General features: G+C 52.1%; 11 protein-coding genes and 1 pseudogene. 9 read left to right on the top strand and 3 right to left on the bottom strand.

Annotated features, from left to right (window positions below):
* Nucleotides 1–156 precede the first annotated feature (156 nt).
* Nucleotides 157–441 (top strand): annotated as a pseudogene (locus ACWKWX_RS32240) (DUF6957 family protein); the annotation flags it as partial.
* Between the two features lie 119 nt (nt 442–560).
* On the opposite strand, the gene ACWKWX_RS32235 reads toward ACWKWX_RS32240, so the two are convergent.
* Nucleotides 561–1,304, bottom strand: coding sequence for an SDR family oxidoreductase (locus ACWKWX_RS32235; RefSeq protein ID WP_483829894.1), 744 nt, complete (start codon nt 1,302–1,304; stop codon nt 561–563).
* 135 nt (nt 1,305–1,439) lie between these two features.
* Nucleotides 1,440–2,291, bottom strand: coding sequence for a LysR family transcriptional regulator (locus ACWKWX_RS32230; protein WP_483829893.1), 852 nt, complete (start codon nt 2,289–2,291; stop codon nt 1,440–1,442).
* A 372-nt stretch (nt 2,292–2,663) separates the two neighbouring features.
* Here ACWKWX_RS32230 and hmgA point away from each other — a divergent pair, with 372 nt between their 5' ends.
* From hmgA to maiA, 3 genes are read left to right on the top strand one after another with little or no spacing between them, the layout of a single operon-like run.
* Nucleotides 2,664–3,959 carry a homogentisate 1,2-dioxygenase gene (gene hmgA / locus ACWKWX_RS32225; RefSeq protein WP_483829892.1) on the top strand — a complete coding sequence of 432 codons (1,296 nt, stop codon included), beginning with the start codon at nt 2,664–2,666 and terminating at the stop codon, nt 3,957–3,959.
* Between the two features lie 15 nt (nt 3,960–3,974).
* On the top strand, nt 3,975–5,273 hold the full coding sequence (gene fahA, locus ACWKWX_RS32220; protein WP_483829891.1) for a fumarylacetoacetase: 1,299 nt from the start codon (nt 3,975–3,977) through the stop codon (nt 5,271–5,273).
* Nucleotides 5,270–5,908 carry a maleylacetoacetate isomerase gene (gene maiA / locus ACWKWX_RS32215; RefSeq protein ID WP_483829890.1) on the top strand — a complete coding sequence of 213 codons (639 nt, stop codon included), beginning with the start codon at nt 5,270–5,272 and terminating at the stop codon, nt 5,906–5,908. Before fahA ends, maiA begins: the two co-directional genes overlap by 4 nt.
* A 258-nt stretch (nt 5,909–6,166) precedes the next feature.
* Here maiA and ACWKWX_RS32210 read toward each other — a convergent pair whose 3' ends face one another.
* Nucleotides 6,167–7,108 carry a LysR family transcriptional regulator gene (locus ACWKWX_RS32210; RefSeq protein ID WP_483829889.1) on the bottom strand — a complete coding sequence of 314 codons (942 nt, stop codon included), beginning with the start codon at nt 7,106–7,108 and terminating at the stop codon, nt 6,167–6,169.
* A 108-nt stretch (nt 7,109–7,216) separates the two neighbouring features.
* Between ACWKWX_RS32210 and ACWKWX_RS32205 the strand changes: the two genes are divergently transcribed.
* The 5 genes from ACWKWX_RS32205 (at nt 7,217) to ACWKWX_RS32185 (ending at nt 13,308) form a co-directional block, all read left to right on the top strand.
* Nucleotides 7,217–8,449 (top strand): FAD-dependent oxidoreductase, encoded by a 1,233-nt coding sequence (locus ACWKWX_RS32205; RefSeq protein WP_483829888.1) that lies wholly within the window; start codon nt 7,217–7,219, stop codon nt 8,447–8,449.
* A 20-nt stretch (nt 8,450–8,469) separates the two neighbouring features.
* Nucleotides 8,470–9,201: a class II aldolase/adducin family protein gene (locus ACWKWX_RS32200; RefSeq protein WP_483829887.1), complete on the top strand. Its 732-nt coding sequence runs from the start codon at nt 8,470–8,472 to the stop codon at nt 9,199–9,201.
* Nucleotides 9,198–10,154, top strand: a complete 957-nt coding sequence (locus ACWKWX_RS32195; RefSeq protein ID WP_483829886.1) for a 2-hydroxyacid dehydrogenase — start codon at nt 9,198–9,200, stop codon at nt 10,152–10,154. Before ACWKWX_RS32200 ends, ACWKWX_RS32195 begins: the two co-directional genes overlap by 4 nt.
* A 303-nt stretch (nt 10,155–10,457) precedes the next feature.
* Nucleotides 10,458–11,801: an MFS transporter gene (locus ACWKWX_RS32190; protein WP_483829885.1), complete on the top strand. Its 1,344-nt coding sequence runs from the start codon at nt 10,458–10,460 to the stop codon at nt 11,799–11,801.
* Between the two features lie 256 nt (nt 11,802–12,057).
* Nucleotides 12,058–13,308: an OprD family porin gene (locus tag ACWKWX_RS32185; protein WP_483829884.1), complete on the top strand. Its 1,251-nt coding sequence runs from the start codon at nt 12,058–12,060 to the stop codon at nt 13,306–13,308.
* The last annotated feature ends 241 nt before the right edge of the window (nt 13,309–13,549 follow it).

Below are 13,549 nucleotides of genomic sequence, written 5' to 3'. Positions count from 1 at the left end.
CATAGGCGACCCTTGCGATGAAATTCTCAGAAATCATAGCAAGGGTTTGTCCGGGCGTTTTTACACACTCTGGGCCAAAAGCGGTCACTTGACTGTTTTTCCCGATGCGCAGCGACACAGCAGCAGTGATCACCTGCTCTACCCAAGTATCCTGGCAAGGCATACTGCTTGGTGGAGGAGTGGGTGCTTATCGACGTTACCCTGACCTCCGGTCAGCTAGCAGCGTTTTTGGAGAAGGGATTTACCCCTACCTTCCTCTACGCGCGCAGCGTCGTTTTCGATAGTCGAGGGCGATTCCAGGAGGGCGACTGGGTACGAAGCACCTTCCAATCTTATTTTGAGGAGCCTTGTTGGTTCGTAACCAAGAACACGCTGTACGTGCTGCTTGGCAATGGTGGTAGAGCATCCGGCACCATGACTACCTACGGAGCATTCAAGTAGCGCTCTGAGTTTGGGTACCGAAGAAGCCAGTTCACCGGACGCTTACCGAAGATTCTCAAACTAGATCACACCACCCCAAAGCGGTTAGATTCCAGGATGTTCACTCTTATTTCTTTGAGTTACTCCATCGCAGTAGGGCGAAGCAAAATCTCGTTGATATCAACGCTAGCAGGTTGAGAGATTGTGAATGCAATCGCTTGGGCAACGGACAAGGCTGGAATAGCGATCTCGGCATGAAGGTCGCGAATTTGCTGAGCCGTTTGTTCATCCGTCACGCTACCTGGTAAATCGGTATCTACTGGGCCCGGTGAGATGATGGTGCTGCGAATGTTGAAGGGCGTCATTTCCATTCTTAAGCCTTCAGCGATTGCCCTCACGCCAAACTTAGTTGCCGAATAGACTGCACTATTCTGCTTCACACGATGCCCTGAAAGAGACGATACGCATATAACGTGCCCGCTCATCTGCTCTTGCATCACAGGAATAACAGCCGCAATCCCGTACAGCGACCCTTTCAGATTGACGTCGATCATCCGCTCCCAATCCTCAACCTTGCGCTGGTCGAGCCTGGAATTAGGCATGATCCCAGCATTGTTGATCATTACGTCGATCCGTCCATAGGCTCGGATAGCTGCCTCTACAAGCGCTTCGACCTCTTCTTTTTTCGCAACGTCCGTTTGGACGACCTGCACGTTTGCTCCTGTAGCCCGCAATGTGGACGCGAGCAATTCAAGTTTTTCCAAGCGGCGGGCGCCAAGCACGACTGATGCACCTTCCTGGCTGAGCAACCTGGCAGTCGCTTCTCCAATCCCGCTGCTCGCCCCAGTGATCACTACAACTTTCCCGCGGATGTTCTCGTACATTATCTATACCCTGCTTGTTTCAACATGAGTGCAGCTTTACCTGCGTTGGTGTCCAAAGACATGAGTTCGAACAATGATAGGGAACAACTGCATTACCCAGAACTGCATATTTCTGCACGCCGATGCTGCAGAAATTCACAAGCGGTAGGCTGGTTCAATACACGCTGTCAGGAAATCAAGTACTGCACCTATTCGGCGGGTATGCCTGACATCCTCATGCACGGAAATCCAGATATCCTGCGTGAGCGCCGCGCTTCCCGGGCTTACTGGAACGAGTTCGTATTCCTTGGCCAAGTAATCCGGTAGTAAAGCAACGCCGGCCCCACCTGCTGCTGCGATGGCGTGAATTCGCAGGTCATTGCTGAAAAAAACAGATGGGCGACCGTTGACATGTTTTCTCAGCCAACTGTGTTGCGGCGTGTCTTCTACGGATTCGTCGTAAGCAATGAACACGTAATCATCGGTGCTGGACAGATATGACGCGCTGGCACACAACGCAAATCGAAGCTGGCCCAAACGTTTGGCCACGGACGTTTGCTCATGGGGGCGTGTGAGGCTGATCACTATGTCAGCTTCACGGCGAGACAATGATTTCACCTCTTTGGTCGCCTGCAGGTGCAGCCTTAGCTTGGGGAAGCTTTGATTTAGCTTGCCCACATGGGGCGCAATTAGGGTACCTACGAATGCCGGTGGGGCGGTGACTACCACATCGCCCTCAACCGTATCCTGTTCGATTTCTGCAAGCCGTTCGATTGCGAAGGCTGATTCACTGATCTGGACAGCCACTTCTGCTACTCGATGGCCGCTTTCAGTCAGTGAATAAGAACGTTGTCTGCGATCTACGAGCTTTAGATTCAGCGATTTCTCCAAGGATGAAATCCGCCGAGCCACTGTCGCATGATCCACGCTTAGCGACCTAGATGCTGCTGCCAGTGAGCCTGCGGCTGCAAAGGAGTAGAAGAAACGGAGGTCTTCCCAGTCGAACATAATGGCCTCTGATGGGGTAGCTGGTTAAACGCTGTTCGGCGCCAACCTCAGATTAAACCTCTCTATCGCCAAGCGCGCTCGAAATCGATTACCTCTTCTACCTGGCTCACATAGTCCGCGGGGTCATCAGGTCGAAAACCCCGAAACGGAATTGATCATGGCCCTGCAGGGCGCTCGTTCGTCAAAGCTCCACACCCCTCGCATGAGGCGGACCGGCAAACCGATGGGAGATCTCTTCGATCGCTAGGGCGATTTGTTGGGCCTGTCTACGTCGATGTGAGGGGGCATGCCTTGACTGCACGCGAGTGCGTAATTACGCTATGTGTAATCGTTTTACGCTAAGCATAACCTTTGAGTTTGCAGGAGGTAAAAATGAACCAGCCATCACACCTCACCTACCAGTCAGGATTCGGTAACCATTTCTCCAGTGAGGCAGTGAAAGGGGCACTGCCGGAAGGCCAGAATTCTCCGCAGCACTTGCCGCATGGGCTTTACGCAGAGCTCTTCTCCGGTACTGCCTTCACGATGCCAAGGCACGAAAGTCGGAGGACATGGATGTACAGAATTCAACCATCTGCTGCACACCCATCGTTCAAGCCCATTCCTTCTCCAATCCCACAAGCTGAGCTTGCTCCTGCAAATCCAAACCGGATGCGTTGGGACCCTCTTGCTGTGCCGACTACCCCAACCGATTTCTTGGACGGTTTGCGCGCCATGGTTGCCAATTCGAGCCTTGACCGCCCGAGCGGGGTGACGGTTTATCACTATGTGGCGAACCGCTCGATGGAACGTGTTTTCTTCAACGCAGATGGGGAGATGCTGATCGTTCCACAGAGCGGTCGTCTCATGGTGGTAACAGAATTAGGGCGGATTGAGCTCAGCCCCTTGGAAATCGCAGTACTTCCTCGAGGGCTAAAATTCAAAGTCGAGCTCCTTGATCCGGAAGCCCAGGGTTATGTCGCGGAAAATCATGCTGCTCCGCTACGTCTTCCAGATCTCGGTCCTATTGGTAGCAACGGTTTGGCCAATCCCCGAGACTTTCTCACGCCTGAAGCGTGGTTCGAACATCGTGAAGAGCTCACGCGACTAGTACAGAAATTTCAAGGTAGTTTCTGGGAAGCAGAACTTGACCACTCCCCGTTCGACGTTGTCGCTTGGCACGGCAACAACGTTCCCTACAAATACGACTTAAGACATTTCAATACGATCGGATCAATCAGTTACGACCATCCCGATCCGTCCATCTTCACTGTATTAACGTCCCCCACCAGCGTGCCCGGCCTTGCGAATCTGGATTTCGTGATCTTCCCGCCGCGCTGGTTGGTAGCTGAAAATACCTTCCGACCACCATGGTTCCACCGCAACCTCATGAATGAATACATGGGGTTGATCGAAGGTGAGTACGATGCAAAAGCGGATGGGTTCAGTCCAGGAGGCGCTTCGCTCCACGGTTGCATGAGCGCCCATGGCCCAGATGCACATACCTCTGAACAGGCGATCACTGCTTCTCTCCAGCCCCAGAAGCTCAGCGGCACTATGGCCTTCATGTTCGAAACCTCGCAGGTCTTGCGACCTACGAAGTTTGCCCTGAACAATCCCGCCTTACAGCGTAATTATGATGAGTGCTGGGAAGGCTTGAGCGCCAAGTACACAAACAAGAATTCTTGAATGAGAGAGCAGAACATGAACAGTTGGGTATCTTCTGCAAACAGCCACGGTGATTTTCCGCTGGCCAACTTACCTTATGGTGTCTTCAGTGTTGATGGAGGTAACCTGCGTACGGGGGTTGCCATTGGCGATATGATTTATGACATTCAAGAAGCATTGAAGGCGGATCTGTTTACGGGAGAAGCTCGAACGGCAGCCGAATCAGCGGCAGGCGGCTCATTGAATTCGTTCTTTGCCCTACCACAAGAAATTCGACGAGCGCTCAGGGAGCGGCTGACAGAACTACTGTCACTAAACAGTGTCGAATCCGATGCACAGCGAATGTTAGGCGACCGTCTGCTTATCCCTTCAGCTAGGGTCCAAATGCACGTTCCCGCATCTATCAAGGATTACACGGATTTTTACGTAGGCATCCATCACGCTGAGAATGTGGGAAAATTATTTCGGCCAGATAATCCATTATTGCCAAATTATAAGTATGTACCGATTGGCTATCACGGTCGAGCATCCACTATCACGCCTTCAGGACAACCGTTCGTGCGGCCGGCTGGCCAGATAAAATTGCCGGATAATGATGAACCCATTCACTGTGCGACGCGCCGGTTGGACTATGAACTGGAGATGGGTCTTTGGGTCGGGCCAGGTAACGCTATCGGAGAGCCTATTCAGATTTCTGAAGCTCAAAACCATATCGCGGGTTTCTGCTTGCTAAATGATTGGTCGGCGCGTGACATCCAGGCTTGGGAATATCAGCCGTTAGGCCCATTCCTCTCCAAAAGTTTTGCCACCACAATTTCACCTTGGGTGGTGACAATCGAAGCGTTAGAGCCCTTCCGCTGTGCGCAGCCAGAGCGGCCTATCTCTGATCCTAGACCTCTGCCATACCTGCACGATAAGAAAGATCAGGAGTCAGGAGCCTTTGACATTACACTTGAAGTCCTGATTGTCACTCCGAAAATGCGAGAAACTGGTGAAAAACCGTTTACGCTGAGCCGAAGCAACACAAAGAACATGTATTGGACGTTCGCTCAGATGGTCACGCACCATTCCGTAAACGGTTGTCAACTGAACCCCGGCGATCTCTTCGGCACAGGAACGTTGTCCGGCCCCGAAGTAGGATCTTTGGGTTCGTTGCTGGAGATGACGGAGGGCGGCAAGAACCCAGTGAGGTTACCCAATGGGGAAAGCCGGACATTTCTTGAAGACGGAGATGAAATCATCTTAAGGGCTAGATGCGCCCGACAGGGTTTTCCTTCCATCGGCTTCGGCGAAGCCAGGGCAGTGGTTCTACCCTCAAAGGAATTGAAACGGTGATCCTTTATTCATATTACCGTTCAACGTCATCCTACCGCGTTCGTATCGCGTTAGAGCTAAAGGGAATCGATTACACCATCCGGCCAGTAAATTTGGTCAAGGATGGGGGCGAGCATCACCTCTCCGCTTACTTGGCCATCAATCCTCAAGGGCGTGTTCCTACGCTAGTTGATGGCCCGGTGCGAATCACGCAGTCGCCATCAATCATTGAATACCTTGAAGAGGTGGCTCCCACGCCGGCATTAATCACCGGTAGCCCGGAGCGCCGTGCGCTAGCCCGATCCGTCGCCGCGATTATTGGATGTGACATCCACCCACTACACAATGTATCTGTTTTGAACAAGCTCCGCGCAGCCGGTCACGACGGAGAGTTTGTTTCGCGGTGGATTCAGGATTGGATTGCCGAAGGTCTTACGGCAGTTGAGCCCCTCATAGAGGATAGTGGCTGGGCCTTATCGAGCGCCCCGGGATTGGCTGATGTGTACCTTCTTCCGCAGATCTATGCTGCCCGCCGTTTCGGGCTAAATGTCGCTGCCCGGTTTCCCAAAATTGCCCGGCTCGAGCATCTTGCTGAGAGGCACCCGGCGTTTCAGCGTGCCCATCCAGCGAATCAGATTGATACTCCAACTGCGTAGAAATAAATTACAGCTTGAATAAATTGAGTCCAACTTAAGTCTCGTTGTAGATTCCTGAAGGCTTAAGTGTTGGACTCAACTCCTGCGCTAGATATTTTCCGACCGTCTGTTCCCGTCTGATTTTCAGGCCAAATTCCTCGTGCTCTTTAGACTGCGAAGAAGATGGTGCAAAAGCGGCGATAGCGCGTAATCTCTTAACGGTTCGACCAGGCACGATTGAGTGTACGTTCTGTTGCAAGCGTAAAAACAATCCTTTCGTCAGTTGTTACCGATCTGACTCAGCCTCTGAAAATACTGCTCAATACTATCAATGGTTTCCGTGGCCAATTCAGTCTTCTGACGACCTTTTTTAGTCACGGCAAAATATTCGATCGGGACGATTGGGTCGATAAGAGGTTCAATCGTGACGTGGTAACGCTCGCACGCCGAGACGACAAACCCCGGCAACGCTGCCACACCGTGGCCAGCTTCAACCATTCCGATGATGGTCTGGATGTTTTGCAGGCCTACCCCCGGAACGGGCGCAGCGTGAACACTGCTTAATTGATCATTCACCAGCTTTTGTATCGGGTTATCGGCAGGTAATGTCAGCAAGCGCTCGCCCGAAAAGTCGGCCCATCTTGCTTGTTGTCCCTGACCCGAGCGCGGTCCGCGCTGACGGGAAGTCGTCTCATAACCTGCCTTGGGACAGATGCGTACCATTTGAAACGTCGCGAGTAAACGCCGCTCGATACCTGCAGCAGGTTTAAAAAAAGCTCCCAGTCCCAAATCAATCTCGCCGGACTCGATGCCCTGCAGAATCTGTCGTCGATCGAGATCGCTGACATTGACCTGAACGCTAGGCTGGATTCGCTTGAATTCGTGTAACCAATCCGGGAGCACACTGGACGCAATCAAAGGTGTCGCTGCCAACTCCAACCGTTGCCCGGCCACCGCAGAGAACTGGTCAATGTTGAACATGGCGCTCTCCCAGTCCGCCAACATGCCTCGGACCGTGGGAAGCAAAGCCTGCCCAGCAGGGGTAAGGCTCACTGAACGAGTGGTGCGATCAAACAAACGAGCGCCAACCTGTGCCTCAAAATCTTTGAGCATCAGGCTCAGGCCCGCTTGGGTGACGAAGATCTCTTCGGCCGCACGAGTGAAGCTGCCCAATCGGGCGATAGCGATAAAGGCCTGTAGCTGGCGGGTATTAACGTTCATTAGCAGCGCTTATCAATTGATTTGATAGTTTAACTTCAAATATAGATGCAGGTGAGGCTCAATTCTAGGGGGGCCAATCGGGCCGGACAATAAGAAAGGATAGAGCTCATGACCGCTCAACCTCTGCACGTGGTAATCGCTGGTGCCGGCATAGGAGGCTTATGCTGCGCACTCGCACTGCAGCGACGCGGCATTCGCGTCACAGTCCTGGAGCAAGCTCGCGAACTGGGTGAAGTTGGAGCTGGATTTCAAGTCAGTGCCAACGGTGCCCGCTGCCTGGCAGATATCGGCCTTGGCGAAGAAATAAAGCAGTTGGCCACCCAGGCGGAAGGCAAGCAAATCAGGCTCTGGAATACTGGCCAGACCTGGAAACTTTTTGATCTGGGTGCCGAATCGGTAGAGAAATACGGCTTCCCTTACTACCTGATATACAGACCAGATTTGCACGCGCTAATGGTGCGTCATGTGCGACAGCACCAGCCGGACTCCATTCGGCTAGGCACCAAAGTTACCGGTTTCACACAGGACGCAGAGGGCGTCAAGGTAGAGGTCGAAAGCGGTGAGACCATCCGTGGCGACATCCTTATTGGCGCAGATGGTGTGCATTCTCGTATCCGACGCGCAATGTTTGGCGAAAGCAATGCGCAGTTCACCGGTTGTGTAGCCTGGCGTGGCCTGGTATCGCGCGAAAATCTGCCACCACATTTGAACGCCAATCTGGGTACTAACTGGGTTGGGCCCGGTGCCCACGTCATACATTACCCTCTGCGCGAAGGCAGGCTCGTAAACTTTGTAGGCATTATCGAGCGCAGTGACTGGCAAGTTGAGTCATGGACTGAGAAGGGCAGTGTTGAGGAGTGCCTGAACGACTTCAGAAACTGGCACGACGATGTCCAGCGTCTCATAAAGGGTATTGACCAACCTTACAAATGGGCGCTCCTGAGTCGTCAGCCGATGGAGAACTGGACCTTAGGTCGCGCGACTCTTCTTGGGGATGCCTGTCACCCGACGCTTCCCTTCTTGGCCCAAGGTGCCGTTATGGCTTTGGAGGACGGCGTAGTGTTAGCTCGCTGTCTCGCGGCCCATCGTAGTGATCCGGCAACAGGTCTGTTGCGATATCAAGCGCTGCGCCTTGAGCGTACCTCGCGCATTGTTCGCGGGTCGGCAGCCAATGGCGAGCGGTTTCACAATTCGCTTTTGGCCGATGCGACCGAGGCGAGCCGTTATGTCTCTGCTGAGTGGAACGAAGAAAGCGTAAGACAGCGTTACGAATGGCTGTTCAGCTATGACGCCACTGCCGTCGATGTCGCTAATAAATCAAGTATCCCAGTTGAGAGCTGATTCCATTTAGGGAGTTAAAAATGAACAATAATAATTTGCCGGAATTAATTCATGATCTGGTTCACGCCTTTCAAATCCTCGCAATGGATGGGCAAGGAAGCGGAATCTCGGGTCATCTGACCGCCCGCTTGCCCGGTGCGAAAACCTTCTGGAGCATCCCTTACGGCTTCGGTTTTGAAGAGGCTACCGCGGACGATCTCATCGAATCAGATTTCGATCTGCGGACTGTCACAGGCACCCTGCCATGCAATCCGACGCTGAACATCCACACAGAAATCTATGAGGCTCGACCAGAGGTATGCTGCATTCTGCATACGCATTCTGAGGCCGCCCTCGCGCTGGGCGTTGTAGGTAGCAATCTTGAACCTGTCACGCAGAGCGGTGCCTTGTTCTACGAGGATATCGTACTCTTCGACGAATTCGACGGTATCGTGCTGGACAAGAAAGAAGGCGCGAGCATTGCTACGCATCTGGGCAGCAACAGGGCCATTCTGCTGCGTAACCATGGCTCAGTGGTGGTTGGGGATTCCATACCAGAAACCACCATCGCAGCCACCGTCCTTGAGTTTGCAGCCCGCGTGCAATTGCAAGCCATGGCTGCTGGCACAGCAAAGCAGCTTCCACCGGAAGAGGCACAGCAGACCAAAGCATTTTTGCAGCGCCCAGATGTCGTAGATCTTCGCTGGAAGCTCCTTGTACGCCAGGTCAGACGTTATAACCCCGAATTCAGCTTCAACAGAAGTCTCGTATGACTTCCTACTGTGAAGCGGGAAATCATAAGGTTTTGATGCTGCTGACTTCGGACTTCGTCAAAAGTCGCTATGAAGAGTTAAGAGCTCGCTTGCCCATGCTGCAAATTATCACCGAACTGGGCACGGAACCTGATCCAGAGGTCACCGTTCTGTTCTCATTCAAGTTGCCGTCTGGTATCGCGCCGCGCTTGCCAAACCTGCGCCTGGCAGCTTCTGTAGGGGCTGGTGCGGATGGCATCCTTGCAGCGCAGGATCTTCCGGAGAATGTCCGAGTTACTAGAGTGATAGAACCGGGTTTAGGGCTGAGCATGGCGCAGTTCGTGGCTCTGCAGATTTTGGCTCAGTTTCGCTCGTTGTCCAAACTGCGGAGCCAGCACATGGCCGGCGAGTGGAGAAGAATCCCAGTCCCTGACGCCAGCAACGTAACGGTCGGCATCATGGGCTTGGGCAGTATCGGCGCTGCGGTAGCTAGGGTAATCAAAGAGCTGGGTTTCAGAGTGATTGGATGGACGCGTTCTGATGCGCGCGCGGTAACCGTGCCGGTATTCATTGGAAAAGGTAACATCCAGCCGTTCCTTGAACAGTGCGATTACCTGGTGTGTCTACTCCCCTTTACCACAGAAACAGTCGGCCTGCTTGACCGCTCACTGTTGTCGAAGCTGCCGAAGGGGAGCTATGTCATCAACGTAGCACGGGGAGGAATCGTGGTGGAGTCTGACTTGATGAAATTGATCGATGAAGGTCACCTGAGCGGTGGCGCTCTCGACGTGTTCGAAACCGAACCTCTGCCACCGTGTAGCGCGTTTTGGCGTCGCGAGGAGGTGTTGGTTACTCCTCATATTGCAGCTCAGCCTTCCGTGATTCCTGCAGTGGAACAGTTCATAGAAAACTTGCGTCGCTTGACAAACAACGACCCCTTAATCGGAGAAATTGACAGGTCCAGAGGATACTGACTGCGTAATTTAGCAGACATGAAAACTATGTTCGCCGGAGCGTAACTCTCTCATGAATGAAGAGGAAAAACTCTTAGCAACCTATTTCACTTAGCACGGCGACACACCAAGGCTGTGCAGAGAGGTAAAGAAAATGATTTCTGAAGTCGTGTCAATGAAGGCGGTATGTTGAACGTGTGAAGACCGCAAGGTATCCCGTAAAGGCGGCCTAGATCAGTAATGATCATTCCAGGTCTGCATTTTCGTCTGAGCCTCGTGCTGAAAATTTGACAAAAACAAGAAGTCACAAGCGGAGACTACACAATGGACAGTGCAACCTATGCACAAGATCATCGTGCGCCTGCAGTAAATCGTGCCGAACTAGACGAAGCGGTACGGAAGGCCTTTCGACACCTCCTACCGTTGCTCTTTGCTTGTTATGTAATGGCCTACATTGACCGAATTAACTTTGGTTTTGCCGCCATTACTATGAATAGCGACTTGGGCGTAACGCTCACACAATTTGGGCTGGCTGGCACGCTGTTTTACACAGCGTATTTTTTCTTCGAAGTTCCAAGTAACTTATTGCTCGTTCGCTTTGGGGCCAGGCGTTGGATTGCCCGCATAATGATTTCTTGGGGTGTGGCGTCGATGGCCACCTGTCTTGCGACAGGCCCCTGGGGGCTTTATATAGCGCGAGCGGTGTTGGGTATCGCCGAGGCGGGTTTTTTACCAGGAGTTTTGCTTTACCTTACCTTCTGGATCCCAGCATCAAGGCGGGGCCGGGCAAATGCCCTGTTTATGACTGCCCAGCCAGCTGCAATCATGCTAGGTTCGCCACTGTCAGGCTTGATTCTAGCTTCGATGAATGGATATCTGGGTATGCATGGTTGGCAGTGGATGTTCATCATTGAAGCCATACCAACGATTGTTCTCGGACTTGTTGTGCTCAAATACTTGCCAGACGGCCCTAGGAAAGCACGCTGGCTCACGCAGGCTCAAAGCGATGCTCTTGTAGCTGAGCTGGCGTCTGAGCATGTTACCGGGCAAGTCGATAAAAGTAAGGTCTCATATAAGTCATTTGTTAATTTCCCTTTCGTCACAGTTTGCTTTGCTAACCTTTTCATGGTCGCAAGTTTGAGCACCTTAGGGACATGGTCGCCTTTGATCATTAAGGATATTTACAATGGCTCTAGCGTTTTTAACGTCGGGCTTGCGGCTGCGTTTCCAGGATTGGCAACAATCATTATGATGCCACTACTTTGTGGATCTTCAGATCGCAGACAAGAGCGCGCAGCCCATTTCGCATTTGCTGCAACCCTCTCAGCACTGGGCTGGTTCGCCAGCACCCTAACTGGTAATCCTGGACTACAGCTGGTTGGCTTGATTGCTGCGACAGCGGGTGGTTTTTCGGCAATGGCGTTACTTTGGACAATTCCGCCGACTATGCTTTCGCGCCTAGCTAGACCCTTGGGAATAGGTGTGATGACGACCTGCGGGATTCTAGGCTCGGTCATCAGTCCTACGATAAATGGCATTCTGCGACAGGCAACAGGAAGTTACGTCGCGACGGGTTGGCTTGGCGTTTTTTGGATGGGAACGGCAGCGGTTTTTATCGTCATTGCTGTAAAGCGGCAAAAACAAATGTCGCGATCCCAAGCCGATTGACTTAGATAAAGGCCCTCAAGTTAAAGGTACGGCTTCTATGGGACGCCGAATAATACCTGGGCACTGGGGCCTTCATTTCACAGAAAAGCTTAAGCCCCATATAAGTACTCGCATGGGTTAACGCTGCCCAGCAAATCAACAAAAAACAAAGCAAAACATTTTCACGCACTAAATATCGCAAAAATAATAACAATCATTGTGAGAACATAGAATGCGACCCTCCATTAAAATAGTTGGCGTTTTTGCACGTCGATTTATGAATTATTTGATTTTTCTGATTTGCGCGGGTTCCCCATATGCTTGTCAAGCCGCTGAAAATAGCGGTTTTTTCGATAGCTTTTCAGCAATCCTTAACTTGCGCAACGCGTATATCAACCGCAATTTTACCAATCCTTCCTATCCAAACAAAGCCAACCCACAGAACAAAGCTGCGGAATGGACTCAAAGTTTCATTCTTGATGCACGCTCTGGATACACAGCAGGTTTGGTTGGATTTGGGGTTGATTTGTTGGGGCTTTATTCTCAGAAGCTTGACGGAGGCATGGGCACCGGCGGCACTCAACTTTTGCCGATCCTTGATGACGGCCGCCCGGCGGATAACTTCGGGCGCCTGGGGGGCGCGTTAAAAGCTAAGTTTTCACAAACTGAAGTGAAGGTAGGTGAGTGGATGCCCTTGCTGCCGATACTGCGCTCTGACGATGGCCGCTCTTTGCCGCAAACCTTTCGCGGTGGCCAAGTGACTTCTAAAGAGATAGCCGGCCTCACGCTTTACGGGGGTCAGTTCCGTGGCAACAGCCCTCGCAACGACGCAAGCATGGAAAACATGTACATAAATAGTAAACCCGCTGTGTCCTCGGATCGTTTTAACTTCGGCGGAGCGGAATATATCTTTAACGACAAGCGTACGCAAATAGGCTTGTGGTACGCAGAGCTGGCTGACATCTATCAGCAACAATTCATCAACTTAACCCATAGCCAGCAGGTAGGTGACTGGGTACTTGGGGCGAGCGTAGGCTTTTTCAACGGGAAGGAAGAGGGAGCGGCACTTGCCGGCAGTCTAGATAATCAGACTGCTTACGCTTTACTATCTGCTAAGTCCGGCGGCAACACATTCTATCTGGGTCTTCAAAGACTAAGCGGCGATAGTGCGTGGTTGCGGGTGAATGGGACCAATGGTGGGACGGTGGCCAATGACTCCTTCAACGGTAGTTTTGATAACGCACAGGAGCACTCATGGCAGCTGCGACACAATTTCGACTTCACTGTGCTGGGAGTTACGGGGCTGACTCTAATGAATCGATACATCAGTGGAGATAACGTACATAGCGGATTGGTGGCGGACGGCAAAGAGTGGGTCCGAGAAACTGAATTAAGCTACGTCGTGCAGTCCGGACCGTTGAAAAATTTTAACATTAGATGGCGAAACGCAAGTGTTCGAAGGAATTTCAATACAAATGAATTTGATGAAAACAGGATTATTTTAAACTATCCCATTTCTCTGCTGTAAAATCTCTATTTTAGATATTCTTAGTGAGCGCGGCGTTTAGCTCCGCCGCAGGCTACGCTGGCCCTCAACCACACAGGAAATCTCTAGCGCGCCTAGCGGCCAGTGCAGCCTGGCGGCAGCGGCTACAGCGCGTACCCGAGCCTTATCCATCTGGGTGGAGGGCTGCTTCTGGCCCAGAGTGTGTAAAAACGCCCGGACAAACCCTTGCTATGATTTCTGAGAATTTCATCGCAAGGGTCGC

The sequence above is a fragment of the Pseudomonas imperatae genome (assembly GCF_057128625.1).
Note: the sequence above shows the minus strand (reverse complement) of the source record. Positions and strands in the feature narration are given on the sequence as shown.